Below are 16,556 nucleotides of genomic sequence, written 5' to 3' on the forward strand. Positions count from 1 at the left end.
CAAGGACGTTGCGGGGCGGCCGCGGCGTGGCGGCCCCGGCTCACCGTGCCGCGGCGGCCCTCTGCGGCGCGCCCGGCCGGTAGGGGCCGCCGACCCCCCACGCCTGGTGCATCGCGTCGGCGAACGCCCCCGCCAGCAGGTGCTCGCCCCACGCGGAGGGGTGGGTGCCGTCGTAGGTGGCGTGCCCGGTCTCCCAACCGGCCGGCTCGGAGGCCAGCAGCAACGGCGAGGCGGGCGTGGACAGATCGCCGACGGCCTTGGCCAGCAGCTCGTTGAAGCGCTCGCACTGGGCGCCGAACGCGGCGTCCGCCGCCGCCCGCACATTGGGGATGACGGGCATCAGCACGGCCCGGACGTGCGGCGTGGCCGCCCGCGCCCGCGCCACGAACTCCCGTACGTTCTCGGCGGTCTGCTCGGCGTCGGTGTAGAAGCCGAGGTCTATCAGGCCGAGCGAGACCAGCAGGGTGTCGGCCTCGTGGCGGTCCATCGCCTCGCCGATCAGCGGTGCCATGTGCAGCCAGCCCTCGCCCCATCCGGCGAGATGGCGCCGGGCCTCCCGGGGGAAGCCGGGGTCGCCGTACGCGTGTGAGGTGGCGGCGTCGGCGGCGGGGTCGTGGAGGGTGTGGCGCGGGCCGACGATGCGGTACGAGTCGCCGCAGGTCGCGTTCAGGTGCTGCCACATCCGGTAGCGCCATGTGAAATCGCCGGTGCTCCCTATCGTCATCGAGTCACCGACGAACATGATCCTCATCGGGCCATGATGGCCGAGAACCCCTGCGACCTGGTACGTGACGCTGACCACGCCCGCCGGCCACTGAGCCAGTGCCCCCTCCGCACGACTTGGCCCGGGATGGCAGTCTGTGCCCATGCGTTCGCTTCTGTGCGCGGCCGGTGCCGCGGGGGTCTTGTGGGCGTCGGCGGCCGGGCCGGCCTTCGCCGACGAGCCCGACGGCTTCACCATCGGCGATCCCCGGATCACCGAGTCCAGCGGGCTGGCCGCCAGCCGCGCGCACCCCGGCGTCTACTGGACCCACAACGACAGCGACGACGGCCCGTACGTCTACGCCGTCGACGGCTCCTCCGGCCGTACGGTCGCCAGGATCACGCTGCGCGGCATCGGCACGCCGCGGGACGTCGAGGCGGTCTCGGTCGGCCCGGACGGCAACGTCTACGTCGGCGACATCGGCGACAACCTCGGCGGCACGTGGAACCACGTGTGGATCTACCGCTTCCCGGAGCCCGCGAAGCTGCGCGACGCCACCGTCACCGCCACCCAGTTCGACGTGGTGTACGCGGACGGGCCGCGGGACGCCGAGGCGCTGCTGGTGCACCCCAGGACCGGCCGGGTCTACATCGCCAGCAAGAAGCAGGGCGGCGGCGGCGCGCTCTACGAGGGCCCGCGGCGGCTCGGCACCGCCGGCCCCAACACCTTCCGCAAGGTCGCGCCGATCGATCTGTGGGTGACCGACGGCGCGTTCTCGCCGGACGGTACGCGGCTGGTGATGCGCAGCTACTTCGGCGCCCGGATCTACCGGTGGCAGGAGGGGCGGCCGAAGGACATCGGCAGCGTGGGCGTACCGATCCAGCAGCAGGGCGAGTCGGTCACCTTCACCCCCGACGGCCGCACCCTGATGTACGGCTCCGAGGGCCGGAGCAGCGAGGTCTCGCCGGTCGGGCTGAGCGGCGAGCAGCTGCCGGAGTCGGCGAAGGGCACCGGCGGCGCGGACGACCCGGCGAGTGGCGGGAGTTCCGCCGACGGCCCTGACGGGAAGGGGGGTTCGGGCACGGAGCTCAAGCCCGGCGTCGTCAAGGGCGCGCTGGTCCTCGCGGCGGCGACGGCGCTGGTCGTGGCCGTACGGCGGCTGCTGCGGCGGCGGTCCTAGGGGGAAGACGCCCCCTAGGGGACGGTGGTCCCCGTTTCACCGGACAGGCCCTGGGAGGCCTCCGGCGGCCAGGCGTCGGCCTCCGCCGTCAGCCGCAGCTCGTAGTGCAGCGTGCGCTCCTTCTTCAGCCGGTGCGCCAGCGGCACCAGCAGCCCGTGGATCAGCGGGTACTTCCGGGTCAGCGACCGCTCGGCCCGCCGGTACTCCCGGGTCTGCGGATCCAGCAGCCGTACCCGCGCCTTGACGGCGGGTCCGGTGGGTTTGCCTCGCCAGGTGGACGCGCAGATCTCCACCTCGGGGAAGTTCCGCATCCGCTTGGCTTTCCAGGCGCTGCCGTACGTGCGGATATAGGCGTGGTCGCCGTCGACGGCGATGTTGACCGGTGTGCCGACACCGGTCCCGTCCCGCTTGTACGTGGTCAGCAGGATCGCCCCTTGCCGCTCGAAGGGGGTCAGGCCGGGGCTGGGGGGAGTGGTCATGCCCCCATACAGGCATATCCGGCCCGTTTCGTCACTTCGCGGTGCGTCCGTTCGGGGGGTGTCTCGGGCTGTCGTTCGGTCGGCTCCGGACGGCTGCGCGGCGGTCGGGCGCATCCGCACCGCGGGCCCCGGCGGAGGTCGCCGGGGCCCGCGGTGCGGTGTGCTGCCGAGTCGGCCGTTACAGCTGGCCGATCACGTAGTCGACGCAGGCCGTCAGGGCCTCGACGTCCGACGGGTCGATCGCCGGGAACATCGCGATGCGCAGCTGGTTGCGGCCCAGCTTGCGGTAGGGCTCGGTGTCGACGATGCCGTTGGCGCGCAGGGCCTTGGCGACGGCCGCCGCGTCGATGTCGTCGTTGAAGTCGATCGTGCCGATGACCTGCGAGCGCTTGGCCGGGTCGACGACGAACGGCGTGGCGTACTTGGACTCCTCGGCCCAGCCGTACAGGGTGCGGGCGGAGGTGGCGGTGCGGCGGACCGCCCAGTCCAGGCCGCCCTGGCCGTTGATCCACTCCAGCTGCTCGTTGAGCAGGAAGAGGGTGGACAGGGCCGGGGTGTTGTACGTCTGGTTCTTCAGGGAGTTGTCGATCGCCGTGGGGAGCGAGAAGAACTCCGGGATGTGGCGGTCGGAGGCGTGGATGGCGCGGGCGCGCTCCAGGGCGGCGGGGGAGAAGGCCGCCAGCCACAGTCCGCCGTCGGCGGCGAAGGACTTCTGCGGGGCGAAGTAGTAGACGTCGGTCTCGGCGATGTCGACGGGGAGGCCGCCGGCGCCGGACGTGGCGTCGACCAGGACCAGGGAGCCGGAGTCGGCGCCCGCGACGCGCGCGATGGGCGCGGCGACGCCGGTCGAGGTCTCGTTGTGGGTGAACGCGTAGACGTCCACGCCCTCTTCGGCCTCCGGGTCCGGGTGGCTGCCCGGGTCGGCGGAGATGACGGTGGGCTCCGCCAGCCACGGCGCCAGCTTGGCGGCCTTGGCGAACTTCGAGGAGAACTCGCCGAAGGACAGGTGCTGGGACTTGCGCTCGATCAGGCCGTGCGTCGCGATGTCCCAGAACGCGGTGGAGCCGCCGTTGCCGAGCACGACCTCGTAGCCCTCGGGGAGCTGGAAGAGGTCGCGCAGGCCGTCGCGCACCTTGCCGACCAGGTTCTTGACCGGGGCCTGGCGGTGGGACGTGCCGAGAAGGGAGCTACCGGTGGCGGCCAGGGCGCCGAGCGCCTCCGTACGCACCTTGGAGGGGCCCGCGCCGAAGCGTCCGTCGGCGGGCTTGATGTCAGCGGGAATCTGGATATCAGCCACGGGCGAAGCCTAATCCGTCGCGCTGCGCGGTTCGGCGGCACGTCCAGCGGGTGAGATGGATGCCGATCGTACGGTGGACAGGCCGGGCGGGGATCACGACGGCGGCTCGTCCGCGGCGTACGCCCCGGCGATGGCGGCCGCGGCCCGGGCCATCACCCGGCGGGCGGCGGGCGGGCCGAGCACTTCGAGGTCGTCGCCGAACTGGAGCAGCTGGCGGACGGCGGGCAGGACCGGGTAGGCCAGTTCGAGCACGGCCCAGTCCTCGCCGCCCGCTTCGGCGTCACCCGTACGGGGCGGTCCGGTCAGCGACCCGCCCAGGATGCGTACGGCCAGGTCCAGCCGGGTGCGGCGGATGCGGGCGGTGACCCGTACGTCCGCGGGCCGGTCCTCCACCTCGCGCCGCAGCTGCCGCCAGACCTCGGCGAGCTCCACGCCGGGGCGCCGCCGCACCGGGGCGTCGGTGAGCGTCGCGCGGTCCACCCGGTCGGCCCGGAAGAGCCGCGGGCGGCCGCGCCGGTCGGCGACGAGGTACCAGGTGCCGGCCTTCGCCACCAGCCCGTACGGATCGACCGTGTAGGTGCGCAGCTGTGTCTCGCCGCTGTGGCGATAGCGGATGCGCAGCCGCAGATCGCTGAAGACGGCGGTGTGCAGGACGTCCAGGTCGACGGCGGGGGACGGGCGGGCCAGCCATCGGTCCGGGTCGACCAGGATGCGGCGGCTGGTCAGCTCCGCGGCCGGGCGGTGCGGTGCGGGCAGCGCGGCCATCACCTTGCGCAGCGCCGAGCCGAGCGCGCCGTCCAGGCCGAGGGCACTGTGGGCGCCCTGCGCGGCCAGGACGAACAAGGCGCGCGCCTCGTCGGTGGTCAGCCCCGTGACATCGGTGCGGAAGCCCGGCAGCAGCGCGATCCCGCCGTGCCGGCCGCGCTCGGCGTAGACCGGCACACCGGCCGCCGACAGGGACTCGATATCGCGGTAGACGGTCCGGCGGGAGACCTCCAACCGCTCGGCGAGCTCGCCGGCCGGCACCCGGCCGCGGGTCTGGAGGAGCAGCAGGATCGACAGCAGGCGGTCGGACTTCACCGACCGATTTATATATGACGGCCAGTGTCAACTTATCGCGTCAGAGTGCGGGGCATGGAGATCAACGACCTCGCGCCCACGCACCCCGCCTTCGCCCCCGCCGCCCTCACCGCCCTGAAGCGGGCGGTGACCGGAGTCGTCCTCGTCCCCGGCGACGACGGCTACGACGCGGAGCGGTCCGGGTTCCAACTGGCCCACCGGCACCGGCCGGCCGTCGTCGTCGGCGCCGAGCACGCCGACGACGTCCTCGCCGCGGTGCGCTTCGCCCGCGCGCAGGGGCTGCCCGTCGCCGTCCAGGCCACCGGGCACGGACTGGCCGCCGCCACCGACGGCGGACTGCTGATCAGCACCCGGCGGATGAACGAGGTGCGCATCGACGCGGCGGCCCGCACCGCCCACGTCGCGGCGGGTGTCGTCTGGGGCCGGGTGATCGAGGCGGCCGCCCCGCACGGGCTCGCGCCGCTCAACGGCTCCTCCCCGGGCGTCGGCGTCGTCTCGTACACCCTCGGGGGCGGGGTCGGGGTGCTGGCCCGCACCTACGGCTTCGCCGCCGACCACGTACGGTCCATCGACCTGGTCACCGCCGACGCCCGGCGGCTGCACGTCACCGCCGAGCGCGATCCGGAGCTGTTCGCCGCGCTGCTCGGCGGCGGCCACGGCCTGGGGGTGGTGACCGCGATGGAGTTCGGCCTGGTGCCGGTGGCGCGGCTGTACGGCGGGCAGCTGGTGTTCGGCGCGGAGCGGGTCGACGAGGCGCTGGCGGCGTATCTGCGCTGGACCGAGACCGTCCCGGACGGGCTGACGTCCTCGCTCGCGCTGATCGCCTACCCCGATCTGCCGCAACTGCCGGTGGGGCTGCGCGGCCGCTACCTCGCGCACATCCGCATCGCCTACACCGGCGGCGCCGAGGAGGGCGAGCGGCTGGTGGCGCCGCTGCGCGCGGTGGGCCCACGGGTCGCCGACGACCTGCGCGAGATGGCCTACGAGGAGTCGCACACCATCCACCGCGACCCCAGCGATCCGCACGCCTACGACGGCGACAACGCGCTGCTCGACGGGCTGGACGCGGCGGCGCTGCGCCGGGTGGCCGCGCTGACCGGGCCGGCCGCCCCGACGATGTGCGTGGTGCAGCTCAACCACCTCGGGGGCGCGATGGCGGCGCCCGGCGCGGTCGGCGCCGTCGGCCACCGCACCGCCCGTTACGCGCTGCGGGTGCTCTCGCCGCTGCCCGCGGACGACACCGGTGCGGGTCTGGCGACCGTACGGGCGCTGCACGCCGAGGCGCTCGCGGCCGTCGCGCCCCGGCGCCTCGGCCGGAGCGTGAACTTCCTCTTCGGCGGCCACGGGGAGCGGCCGGACGCGGCGGAGGTGGCGCGCAGCGCGCACGGGGCCGACGAGCACCGCCGGCTGGCCGGGCTCAAGGCCGCCCACGACCCGGAGAACGTCTTCCGCTTCCACCCGAACGCGGCCGCGGTGCCGGGCCGCGAACCGGCGGCCGCGGCGGCGTCCCGGGCCGGCTGACGGCCCGTCGGAGGATCGGCCCCGCCGAAGGCCTCATGGAGCGGTCCCAGTGGGCAGGCTGGGGACATGGCTGATCGCAACGTGACGGAGCAGCGGGACCTGGTGAAGGAGTTGGCGGCCGCGGTACGAGGGGAGGTCTCGTCCACCGCGGCCGACCGGGCGCTGATGACGATGGACGCGTCCAACTACCGACGGGTGCCCCGGGCGGTGGTCGCGCCCCGGGACGCCGACGATGTCGCGGCGGCGCTACGGGTGTGCCGGGAGCACGGCGTGCCGGTGGTGGCGCGCGGCGGCGGGACCAGTATCGCCGGCCAGGCGACCGGCGTCGGCGTCGTGCTGGACTTCACCCGCCATATGCGGCGGATCGTGTCGCTGGACGCCGAGAGCCTGACGGCCGTGGTGCAGCCCGGCGTGGTGCTGGACGACCTGCGGGCGGCCGCGGCCCCGCACCGGCTGACCTTCGGCCCCGACCCCTCCACCCACAGCCGCTGCACCCTCGGCGGCATGATCGGCAACAACTCCTGCGGGTCGCACTCGGTGGCCTGGGGCACCACCGCCGACAGCGTCCGCGAACTGCGGCTGCTGACCTACGGCGGCGAGCGGGTGCGCGCCGGCCGCGGCACGGACCGCACCGGCGCCCCCACCGGACTGCCGCCGCGCCTGCGGGACGGCGTCAAGGCCCTGGTCGACGGGGAGTTGGCGCTGCTGCGCACCGGCTACCCCGACCTCCCGCGCCGGATCTCCGGCTACGCCCTGGACGCGCTGCTGCCGGAGGCGGGCACCGACCTGGCGCGCGCCCTCACCGGCAGCGAGGGCACCCTCGGCGTGCTGACCGAGGCGACCGTCAGGCTCGTTCGGACCCCGGCGGCCCGCGCGCTGGCCGTCCTCGGCTACCCCGACGAGAGCGCGGCCGCCGAGGCCGCCCACACCCTCCTGCCGCACCGGCCCATGACCGTCGAGGGGATGGCCGCCGACCTGGTGGGCAGCGCGGCCGGGCTGCCCAAGGGCGGCGCCTGGCTGTTCGTCGAGACGGGCGGCGCGAGCCCCGCCGAGGCGGCCGCCCGCGCCGAGGCGCTCTGCCGGGCGGCGATCGCCGACGGCGCCACCGACCACACCCTGGTCACCGACCCGGCCGGCCAGCGGGCGCTGTGGCGGATCCGCGAGGACGCCTCCGGCACGGCGACCCGGCTGCCCGACGGCACCGAGGCCTGGCCCGGCTGGGAGGACTGCGCCGTACCGCCCGCCCGACTCGGCCCCTACCTCCGGGACTTCCGCGCCCTGCTCGCCCAGCACGGCCTGCGCGGCACCCCCTACGGCCACTTCGGCGACGGCTGCATCCACGTCCGCATCGACTTCGACCTGCTGAGCGCCCCCGGCATCCGCCGCTTCAGGGAATTCTCCTACGACCTGGGCGAGTTGGTCGTCTCCTACGGCGGATCGCTGTCCGGGGAGCACGGCGACGGGCAGGCCCGCGCCGAGCTGCTGCCGAAGATGTACGGCCCGGAGCTGGTCGGCCTCTTCGAGCGCTTCAAGGACCTGTGGGACCCGGCCGCCGGCCTCAACCCCGGCATGCTCGTCCGCCCCGCCCGCCTCGACGACAACCTGCGTTTCGCGCCGCTGCCCAAGGGCCCGGTCCCGGTCGCCTTCGGCTACCCGCACGACGGCGGGGACTTCTCGGCCGCCGTACGCCGCTGCGTGGGCGTCGCCAAATGCCGCAACGCCCAGGCCGCGCCCGGCTCGACGGACGTCATGTGCCCGTCCTTCCGCGCCACCGGCGCCGAACAGCACTCCACCCGCGGCCGGGCCCGGCTGCTGCACGAGATGCTCGCCGGCGAGGTGATCACCGACGGCTGGCGGTCGCCGGAGGTGCGCGACGCCCTCGACCTGTGCCTGTCCTGCAAGGGCTGCCGCAGCGACTGCCCGGTCGGCGTCGACATGGCCACCTACAAGGCGGAGTTCCTCCACCACCACTACGAGGGCCGGCTCCGCCCCGCCGCCCACTACTCCATGGGCCGGCTGCCCCAGTGGCTGCACGCCGCGGCGCCGGCGGCCCCCGTCCTCAACGCCCTCGCCCGCACCCCGCTGGCCGCCCTCGGCAAGCGCCTCGCCGGCATCGCGCCCGAGCGTCCCCTCCCGGAACTGGCCACGGAGACCTTCACCCGCTGGTGGTGGCGCCGGCACCGGTCCGCCGGCGGGACGCCCGCCGGCGCCGCCCGCACGGTCGTGCTGTGGCCGGACACCTTCACCAACCACCTCTCCCCGCAGGTCGGCCGCTCCGCGGTACGCGTCCTGGAAGCGGCCGGCCTGCGCCCCCTCCTCCCGCCGACCGCGCCGCCGCGCTCCGCGTCCGACGGGCCGCCGCCCGTCCGCCCGCCGCGCCGCCACCGCCCCCTGTGCTGTGGTCTGACCTACGTCTCCACCGGCCAGCTCGACCACGCCCGCGCGGTGATGCGCCGCACCGTCGACGTCCTTCATCCCCTGCTCCGGCCCGGCCGGCCGCTGGTCGTCCTCGAACCGAGCTGCGCCGCCGCCCTGCGCACCGACCTCCCCGAGCTGCTCGCCGACGACCCCCGCGCCGCACACCTCGCCTCCCGGGTACGCACCTTCGCCGAGGCCCTGGAGGAACTGGCCCCCGACTGGCGGCCCCCGCGCCTGGACCGCCCCGTCGCCGGCCAGACCCACTGCCACCAGCACGCCGTCCTCGGCGACGCGGCCGACCGTCGGCTGCGCGAACGCGCCGGGCTCACCGGCGAGTTGAGCGGCGGCTGCTGCGGCCTGGCCGGCAACTTCGGCTTCGAGAAGGGCCACTACGACGTGTCCGTGGCCTGCGCCGAGGACCAACTCCTGCCCGCGGTACGGCAGTCGCCGCCCGAGGCGGAGATCCTCGCGGACGGCTTCTCCTGCCGCACCCAGCTCGACCAGGTGGCCGGGCGGCGGGGCCGCCACCTGGCGGAGGTGCTGGCCAGGGCGCTGGAGGAGGAGGGCCGCTGAGCCCTGCCGCCGCCAGGTGCCCCGGCGGGCGGCCGCGCGGGATGCAGCCGCCCCCGGCGCTCCGTAAGCTCGTATACGGGAGTGCTCGCCGGCGGGCCGAGGCCCACGGCGCACGGCCCCGTGCGCCGTGACGACGCGGGGCACCGGCCCTGACGTGGAGCCGCTGATGACCACACCGCGGGACCTGCTGATCGTGGCCCTGGACAGGGAGTCCAGCCGCCCCCTGGAACGCGGCGATCTGTCGCTGGCGCTCGCGGGGGCCGAGGTGATCGACCTCCTCGGCGCCGGAGCCGTCACCCTGGACGGCGAGCGCATCGTGCCGGGCTACCGGCCGGCACTGGCCGACGACCTCCTGGAGCAGGCCGCGTCGGCGCTCGCCCGGCAGACGCCGTACGAGACGGTCGAGGACTGGCTGTGGCGCAGGGGCCGCGGACTGTCCGGGGTCTATCTCGCCGCGCTGGAGGCGGAGGGGCAGCTCACCCGGGAGCGCCGCCGCTGGGTGCCCTTCGGGGCCGGCCGGGTGGGCCTGGCCGACTCCGCCGACCGCCGCCGGGCGGTGGGCCGCTGGAGCGGGCAGGACCCCGTCCTCGCGGCCCTCGCGGCGGCCGTCGGCGTCCTCGACCAGCGCACCGAGGACTCCCCGGGCGTGGCCGACGACGCGGTGGCCACCGTGCTCGCCGCCGTCGACGACGCGGTCCGCCACCTGGAGTTCGAACGGCAGCGGCGCGCCATCGACGAGGCGGCCTTCGACAACGTCTGGCGGGGCGACGGCGGCTGACGACGGCGGGCGCGACCGGCGTCCGACCGCGAACGGCGGATGCCGGCGGACATACGGCCGGCAGGCGCGCGCCCCGCTTGGCAGGAGGCGGCTACGGGAAGCGCAGTCCGCCGGACGGCCGACGGCCTCGGCGAGAGCCGGGGCCGCAGGCTGGTGCGATGTCAGGTGTCAAACGTGTTGTGGCACGTGTCGCACCTGGCGGACGCCCATGACCTCGCGCGCCAGCGCGACCAGGTCCGGGATGTGGGGATGCCCCGGCTCGTCGCGCCAGGCGATGACCACCGGGACCGGTGGGGCGTCGGTGAGCGGGACGTACGCCATCGACGGGTGCGGGTGCATCTCGGCGGTGGCGGAGGTGGTGACGCCCACCGCGCGGCCGCCGGTGACGGCGGCGAGCCAGTCGTCGGTGTTGCCGATGGTGATCGTCGAGGAGGGGCGGGCCGAGGCCGGCCACAGGTCGAGGGTGGTGGTGCCGGAGACCGTGTTGAGGGCGATGGTGCGGTCGGCCAGCTCGGCCAGGGAGAGGGCGGCGCGGTGGGCCAGCGGGTCGTCGGCGGGGAGGCCGGCGACCCGGGGCTCGGTGGTGAGCTGCTCGGTGACCAGGCCGGGGGTGTGCACGTCGCCGCGCAGCAGGGCGGCGTCCACCTCGCCGCGGGCCAGGCCGGCCGTGCGGTCGTCGACGCGCAGGAGTTCCAGCGGCGTGCCGGGGTGCTCCTTGTGCCAGCGGCGCAGCAGCGCGGTGGTGTCCGTACCGGCGGCGGACCAGGCGTGCCCCAGGCGCAGCGGCCAGCCGGGGTGGTGCGCGAAGCCCAGGGCCCGGTCGAAGGCGGCCACCGCGACCGCGGCCCGGTCGCGGAAGGCCGCGCCGTCGGGCGTGAGCGCGAGGTGGTGGGTGGAGCGGTCGACGAGGCGGACGCCCAGCTCCTGCTCCAGCCGGCGCAGGGTGCGGGAGACGGCGGGCTGGGTCAGGTGCAGGCGCTCGGCGGCACGGGTCACGCTGAGGGTGTCGGCGATGGCGAGAAAGCAGCGGAGATGACGGAGCTCGATGCTCATGCGCGCGGAGCATAACAACAGGGGAAACGGCATTTCACGGACGAGAACGGCGGGCCTTAGCGTGGTGGGGTGAACGCTTCGCCTGCCGGTCCCGAGGGACGCATACCCGCCACAGAACTCACCATCACGGCCCCCGGTGACGGGGAGGTCCCGCACCCGGTGCCGCCCTCGCCCGAGGTGCTGACGGCACAGACCGAGGCCGCCCGGGCCGGGGCGCGGGGGGCGCGTGGACGGTTCGGGTCGGTGGCCCTGGTGATCGGTGGGATCGTCTCCCTGCAGTTCGGCTCCTCGGTGGCGGTGCTGCTCTTCCCGCGGGCCGGTGCGCTGGGCGTGGTCACCCTCCGCCTGGTCGTCGCCGCCCTGGTCCTGCTGCTCTTCTGCCGCCCCAGGGTGCGCGGCTACACCCGCGGCGACTGGGCCACGGTCCTCGCCTTCGGCGTCGCCCTGGTCGGGATGAACTCGCTCTTCTACCAGGCGATCGACCGGATTCCGCTGGGCGCCGCGGTCACCCTGGAGTTCCTCGGACCGCTGATCCTGTCGGTGGCCACCTCGCGCCGGCTGCTCAGCCTGGTGTGGGCGGCGCTGGCACTGGGCGGAGTGGTGCTGCTGGGGCGTGAGGGGCTCGACGGTCTCAACCTCGTCGGCGCGGCGTGCGCCCTGGCGGCCGGCGGTCTGTGGGCCGCGTACATCCTGCTGTCCGCCCGTACGGGGCAGCGCTTCCCGCAGGCCGACGGGCTGGCGCTGGCGATGACCGTCGCCGCGCTGCTCAGCCTGCCGCTCGGCGCCCTCAGCGCGGGCACCGCACTGCTCGACCCGGTCACCCTGGGCCTGGGCGCCGCGGTCGCCCTGATGTCGTCCGTCCTGCCCTACACCCTGGAGTTGCTCGCCCTGCGCAAGCTCCCGGCCTCCGGCTTCGCGGTCATGATGAGCCTGGAGCCGGCCGCGGCGGCCACCGCCGGCTTCCTGGTGCTGGGCCAGGCCCTGGGCTGGGCGGAGATCGTCGCGATCGGGCTGGTCGTCGTCGCGAGCGTGGGCGCGGTGCGGTCGGCGGCGAGCCGCTGACGCTCATGGCCTTGAGGGCACTCATGGCCCGGTGAGGCGCGCGTCCCGCCACGGTGACGCGGGCCCCTCACCAGGCACTGGTGACGCGCTCTCCGGTAACCCCCTCATGGCCTCGCGGCACGGCCCGGACACAAAATCATGCATGCATGCTTGATTGTTTCTCCTCGCGCTGCCACCCTCGGTGCGGAACCCGTAACGCACCACGACGCCTGTCAACCCGCCCTGGCCGCCGGGCACATGGGCCGATGAGGGGAGTGCCGCGTGTTGGACGCCGGTCCCGTACTGGCCGATCTCAGGGCGGAGAGCGAGGGGCTGGACGCGCTGGTCGCCGAGCTGCCGGCCGCGCGCTGGCGAGCGCCCACGCCCGCCGAGGGGTGGACCCTCGCCCACCAGATCGCGCATCTGGCGTGGACCGACCGCCAGGCGCTGCTCGCGGCCACCGACCCCGAAGCGTTCGCCCGGGCCGCCCGGGAGGCGCTCGCCTCGCCGCTCACCTTCGTCGACGAGGCCGCCGAGGCCGGTGCCCAGGCGCCGCCGGCGGAGCTGCTCGCCGACTGGCGCGCCGGCCGCCGGGAGCTGTCCCGGGCGCTCGCCGCACACCCGGCGGGGCGGAAGCTGCCGTGGTACGGCCCGCCGATGAGCGTCGCGTCGATGGCCACCGCGCGGCTGATGGAGACCTGGGCGCACGGCCAGGACATCGCCGACGCGCTGGGCGTCACCCGCCTGCCCACCGCACGGCTGCGGCATATCGCCCGGATCGGGGTGCGCACCCGCGACTTCTCCTTCGCCACGCATCACCTCGCCCCGCCCGAGGAGGAGTTCCGGGTGGAGCTGCGGGCGCCGGACGGTGGCGTGTGGGCGTACGGGCCGCCCGAGGCCCGGCAGCGGGTCACCGGCGGCGCGCTGGAGTTCTGCCTGCTGGTGACCCAGCGGGCGCACCGCGACGATCTGCCCTCCCTGCGGGCCGAGGGGCCCCAGGCGCAGCGGTGGCTGGGGATCGCGCAGGCCTTCGCGGGGCCGCCGGGCAAGGGCCGCGGGCCCTCCGGGAAGGGCGGCGCCGCATGAGCGGCGACGGCGCCGCGGCCGATGCCACCCCCGCATGCCCCCTGGGGGCGGACCCCGACGTCCTGCGCGTCGGCAACGCCTCCGGCTTCTACGGCGACCGCTTCGACGCGCTGCGCGAGATGCTCACCGGCGGCCCCCTGGACGTACTGACCGGCGACTACCTCGCCGAGCTGACCATGCTGATCCTCGGCCGCGACCGTCTGAAGGACCCCGCCCGCGGCTACGCCCGGACCTTCCTGCGCCAGCTGGAGGAGGGCCTCGGGCTGGCCGTCGAGCGCGGGGTGCGGATCGTCGCCAACGCCGGCGGACTCAATCCGGCCGGACTCGCCGACGCCGTACGGGAGTTGGCGGACAAGGCCGGGGTGCCGGTGCGGGTGGCGCACGTCGAGGGCGACGACCTGCTGGCCCGCGGGGGGTGGGGCGAGGGCGTGCTGACCGCCAACGCCTACCTGGGCGGCGGCGGGATCGCCGCAGCCTTGCGGGCCGGGGCCGAAGTGGTGGTCACTGGGCGCGTCACCGACGCCGCGCTGGTCGGCGGCGCCGCCCAGGCGCACTTCGGCTGGCGGCCCGAGGACCTCGACCCGCTGGCCGGCGCGGTGGTCGCCGGGCATGTGCTGGAGTGCGGGACCCAGGCGACCGGAGGGAACTACGCGTTCTTCGGCGACCACGACGTACGGCGGCCCGGCTTCCCGCTCGCCGAGATCGCCCGGGACGGTTCGGCGGTGATCACCAAGCACCCGGGGACGGGCGGGGTGGTCGACGTCGGCACGGTCACCGCCCAGCTGCTCTACGAGACCTCCGGCGCGCGCTACGCCGGCCCGGACGTCACCGCGCGGCTGGACACCGCACGCGTGGTGGCGCAGGCGCCGGACCGGGTCCGGATCGAGGGGGTGCGCGGCGAGGCGCCGCCGCCGACCCTCAAGACCGGGCTGACCCGGCTCGGCGGCTGGCGCAACGAGGTCACCTTCGTGCTGACCGGGCTGGCCGTCGAGGACAAGGCGGAGCTGGTCAAGGCGCAGATGGACGCGGCGTTCGAGGAGGCCGGCCGCCGCCCGGCCGAGGTGCGCTGGACGCTGGCGCGCACCGACCGGCCCGACGCCGACGTCCAGGAGGAGGCCGCCGCGCTGCTGCGGCTGGTGGTGCGCGACACCGACCAGGACGCGGTGGGGCGGGCGGTCAGCGGCGCCGCGATCGAGCTGGCGCTGGCCAGCTACCCCGGCTTCCACGTCACCGCGCCGCCCGGCAAGGGCTCCCCCTACGGGGTCTTCGAAGCGGTGGCGGTGCCCGCGGCGGAGGTGGCGCACACCGCAGTACTGCCGGACGGCACCCGTACGCCCATCCCCCCTCCGGGGCGGACGCGGCGACTGGTGCGGCTGCCGGACCCGCCGCTGCCCGAACCGCTGCCGGCCGGGGCCACCCGGCGGGCGCCGCTCGGCCTGGTCGCCGGCGCCCGCAGCGGGGACAAGGGCGGCTCGGCGAACGTCGGGGTCTGGGCCCGCAGCGACCAGGCGTGGCGCTGGCTGGCGCACACCCTGACCGTCGAGCGGCTGCGGCAACTCCTCCCGGAGACCGCCGAGTTGCCGGTCGACCGGCACGTACTGCCGAATCTGCGCGCGCTCAACTTCGTCGTCGAGGGGCTGCTCGGCGAGGGCGTCGCGGCACAGGCCCGCTTCGACCCGCAGGCCAAGGCCGTGGGGGAGTGGCTGCGCGCGCGGCACATGGACATACCGGAGGTGTTGTGTTGACCGTGCAGGCAACCGGGCTCGACCCGACGAGCGCCGAGTACACCGAGCGGCGGACCGCGATGCTCGCCAAGCTCGCGGACGTCGAGGCCGAGCACGCCAAGGCGATCGCGGGCGGCGGCGAGAAGTACGTCGCCCGGCACCGGGGGCGCGGCAAGCTGCTCGCCCGGGAGCGGATCGAGCTGCTGATCGACCCCGACACCCCGTTCCTGGAGCTGTCGCCGCTCGCGGCCTGGGGGAGCGACTATCAGGTGGGCGCCTCGCTGGTCACCGGCATCGGCGTCGTCGAGGGCGTGGAGTGCCTGATCACCGCCAACGACCCGACCGTGCGCGGCGGCGCCTCCAACCCCTGGACGCTGAGGAAGGCCCTGCGCGCCAACGAGATCGCCTTCGCCAACCGGCTCCCGGTGGTCTCCCTCGTCGAGTCCGGCGGCGCCGACCTGCCCAGCCAGAAGGAGATCTTCATCCCGGGCGGGGCGCTGTTCAAGGACCTCACCCGGCTGTCGGCGGCCGGCATCCCGACCGTGGCGGTGGTCTTCGGCAACTCCACCGCCGGAGGCGCCTACGTGCCCGGCATGTCCGACCACGTCGTCATGGTCAAGGAGCGCGCCAAGGTCTTCCTGGGCGGGCCGCCGCTGGTGAAGATGGCGACCGGCGAGGAGAGCGACGACGAGTCGCTGGGCGGCGCCGAGATGCACGCCCGCACCTCGGGCCTCGCGGACCACTTCGCGGTGGACGAACCGGACGCGCTGCGCCGCGCCCGGCGGGTCGTCGCCCGCCTGAACTGGCGCAAGGCGCACCCCGATCCGGGGCCCGCGGCACCGCCGAAGTACGACGAGGAGGAGCTGCTCGGCATCGTCCCCGGCGACCTCAAGGCGCCCTTCGACCCGCGCGAGGTCATCGCCCGGATCGTGGACGGCTCCGACTTCGACGAGTTCAAGCCGCTGTACGGACCGAGCCTGGCCACCGGCTGGGCCGAGCTGCACGGCTACCCGGTCGGCATCCTCGCCAACGCCCAGGGCGTGCTGTTCAGCGCCGAGTCCCAGAAGGCCGCACAGTTCATCCAGCTGGCCAACCAGCGCGACATCCCCCTGCTCTTCCTGCACAACACCACCGGCTACATGGTCGGCAAGGAGTACGAGCAGGGCGGCATCATCAAGCACGGCGCGATGATGATCAACGCGGTGTCCAACTCCAAGGTCCCGCACCTGTCCGTCCTGATGGGGGCCTCCTACGGCGCGGGGCACTACGGCATGTGCGGCCGCGCCTTCGACCCCCGGTTCCTGTTCGCCTGGCCGTCCGCCAAGTCCGCCGTCATGGGCCCGCAGCAGCTGGCCGGCGTGCTGTCGATCGTCGCCCGCGCCTCGGCGGCCGCCAAGGGGCAGCCCTACGACGAGGAGGCCGACGCCGGGCTGCGCGCCATGGTCGAGCAGCAGATCGAGTCGGAGTCGCTGCCGATGTTCCTGTCCGGGCGGCTCTACGACGACGGCGTCATCGACCCGCGCGACACCCGCACCGTCCTCGGCCTGTGCCTGTCCGCCCTGCACACCGCACCCGTCGAGGGCGCGCGGGGCGGCTTCGGCATCTTCCGGATGTGAGGCAGAA

At 75.0% G+C, this 16,556-nt stretch carries 13 protein-coding genes; 8 read left to right on the top strand and 5 right to left on the bottom strand.

All coding sequences use genetic code 11. The features are described 5' to 3' along the window. Positions 1-40 precede the first annotated feature (40 nt). Entirely contained in the window at positions 41-751 is a 711-nt protein-coding gene (locus WAB15_RS24985; RefSeq protein ID WP_399148581.1) for a GDSL-type esterase/lipase family protein, read from the bottom strand. A 115-nt stretch (positions 752-866) separates the two neighbouring features. Here WAB15_RS24985 and WAB15_RS24990 point away from each other — a divergent pair, with 115 nt between their 5' ends. Next, positions 867-1,883, top strand: coding sequence for a hypothetical protein (locus WAB15_RS24990; RefSeq protein ID WP_407287613.1), 1,017 nt, complete (start codon positions 867-869; stop codon positions 1,881-1,883). 14 nt (positions 1,884-1,897) lie between these two features. On the opposite strand, the gene WAB15_RS24995 is transcribed toward WAB15_RS24990, so the two are convergent. The 3 genes from WAB15_RS24995 to WAB15_RS25005 all read right to left on the bottom strand — a co-directional run bounded on the left by WAB15_RS24995 (position 1,898) and on the right by WAB15_RS25005 (position 4,739). Continuing rightward, positions 1,898-2,362 carry a PPOX class F420-dependent oxidoreductase gene (locus tag WAB15_RS24995; RefSeq protein ID WP_399148174.1) on the bottom strand — a complete coding sequence of 155 codons (465 nt, stop codon included), beginning with the start codon at positions 2,360-2,362 and terminating at the stop codon, positions 1,898-1,900. Positions 2,363-2,540: 178 nt separating this feature from the next. After that, entirely contained in the window at positions 2,541-3,659 is a 1,119-nt protein-coding gene (gene serC, locus WAB15_RS25000) for a phosphoserine transaminase (protein ID WP_399148175.1), read from the bottom strand. A 93-nt stretch (positions 3,660-3,752) separates the two neighbouring features. After that, positions 3,753-4,739 (bottom strand): helix-turn-helix transcriptional regulator, encoded by a 987-nt coding sequence (locus tag WAB15_RS25005; RefSeq protein ID WP_399148176.1) that lies wholly within the window; start codon positions 4,737-4,739, stop codon positions 3,753-3,755. Between the two features lie 54 nt (positions 4,740-4,793). Between WAB15_RS25005 and WAB15_RS25010 the strand changes: the two genes are divergently transcribed. From WAB15_RS25010 to WAB15_RS25020, 3 genes are all read left to right on the top strand, one after another. After that, positions 4,794-6,260, top strand: coding sequence for an FAD-binding oxidoreductase (locus tag WAB15_RS25010; RefSeq protein ID WP_407287614.1), 1,467 nt, complete (start codon positions 4,794-4,796; stop codon positions 6,258-6,260). Between the two features lie 66 nt (positions 6,261-6,326). Then, positions 6,327-9,251 carry an FAD-binding and (Fe-S)-binding domain-containing protein gene (locus WAB15_RS25015; protein ID WP_407287615.1) on the top strand — a complete coding sequence of 975 codons (2,925 nt, stop codon included), beginning with the start codon at positions 6,327-6,329 and terminating at the stop codon, positions 9,249-9,251. A gap of 166 nt (positions 9,252-9,417) precedes the next feature. Then, on the top strand, positions 9,418-10,029 hold the full coding sequence (locus tag WAB15_RS25020) for a GPP34 family phosphoprotein (RefSeq protein ID WP_407287616.1): 612 nt from the start codon (positions 9,418-9,420) through the stop codon (positions 10,027-10,029). A gap of 168 nt (positions 10,030-10,197) precedes the next feature. Here the strand turns inward: WAB15_RS25020 and WAB15_RS25025 are convergent, their stop codons facing one another. After that, the gene (locus tag WAB15_RS25025) at positions 10,198-11,082 is read right to left on the bottom strand and encodes a LysR family transcriptional regulator (protein WP_407287617.1); all 885 of its coding nucleotides are present in this window, start codon (positions 11,080-11,082) and stop codon (positions 10,198-10,200) included. Positions 11,083-11,262: 180 nt separating this feature from the next. On the opposite strand from WAB15_RS25025, the gene WAB15_RS25030 reads away from it, so the two are divergent. The 4 genes from WAB15_RS25030 to WAB15_RS25045 all read left to right on the top strand — a co-directional run bounded on the left by WAB15_RS25030 (position 11,263) and on the right by WAB15_RS25045 (position 16,549). Continuing rightward, a complete protein-coding gene (locus tag WAB15_RS25030) occupies positions 11,263-12,144 on the top strand; it encodes an EamA family transporter (RefSeq protein WP_399148355.1) in 882 nt (293 codons plus the stop codon). Positions 12,145-12,405: 261 nt separating this feature from the next. Further along, complete coding sequence (locus tag WAB15_RS25035; protein WP_407287618.1) at positions 12,406-13,209, top strand: TIGR03084 family metal-binding protein; 804 nt, start codon at positions 12,406-12,408, stop codon at positions 13,207-13,209. After that, on the top strand, positions 13,206-14,954 hold the full coding sequence (locus WAB15_RS25040; protein WP_407287619.1) for an acyclic terpene utilization AtuA family protein: 1,749 nt from the start codon (positions 13,206-13,208) through the stop codon (positions 14,952-14,954). Before WAB15_RS25035 ends, WAB15_RS25040 begins: the two co-directional genes overlap by 4 nt. Then, a complete protein-coding gene (locus WAB15_RS25045; protein ID WP_399148183.1) occupies positions 14,951-16,549 on the top strand; it encodes an acyl-CoA carboxylase subunit beta in 1,599 nt (532 codons plus the stop codon). Before WAB15_RS25040 ends, WAB15_RS25045 begins: the two co-directional genes overlap by 4 nt. Positions 16,550-16,556: the final 7 nt, after the last annotated feature.

Source organism: Streptomyces sirii, from assembly GCF_045690365.1.
Classification (GTDB): domain Bacteria; phylum Actinomycetota; class Actinomycetes; order Streptomycetales; family Streptomycetaceae; genus Streptomyces; species Streptomyces sirii.

What these genes read in the sequence shown, in the direction of transcription:
- WAB15_RS24990 (WP_407287613.1), top strand. Translation starts at nt 867, where the DNA reads ATGCGTTCGCTTCTGTGCGCGGCCGGTGCCGCGGGGGTCTTGTGGGCG.
- WAB15_RS25020 (WP_407287616.1), top strand. Translation starts at nt 9,418, where the DNA reads ATGACCACACCGCGGGACCTGCTGATCGTGGCCCTGGACAGGGAGTCC.
- WAB15_RS25010 (WP_407287614.1), top strand. Translation starts at nt 4,794, where the DNA reads ATGGAGATCAACGACCTCGCGCCCACGCACCCCGCCTTCGCCCCCGCC.
- WAB15_RS25015 (WP_407287615.1), top strand. Translation starts at nt 6,327, where the DNA reads ATGGCTGATCGCAACGTGACGGAGCAGCGGGACCTGGTGAAGGAGTTG.
- WAB15_RS25040 (WP_407287619.1), top strand. Translation starts at nt 13,206, where the DNA reads ATGAGCGGCGACGGCGCCGCGGCCGATGCCACCCCCGCATGCCCCCTG.
- WAB15_RS25025 (WP_407287617.1), bottom strand. Translation starts at nt 11,082, where the DNA reads ATGAGCATCGAGCTCCGTCATCTCCGCTGCTTTCTCGCCATCGCCGAC.
- WAB15_RS24995 (WP_399148174.1), bottom strand. Translation starts at nt 2,362, where the DNA reads ATGACCACTCCCCCCAGCCCCGGCCTGACCCCCTTCGAGCGGCAAGGG.
- WAB15_RS24985 (WP_399148581.1), bottom strand. Translation starts at nt 751, where the DNA reads ATGAGGATCATGTTCGTCGGTGACTCGATGACGATAGGGAGCACCGGC.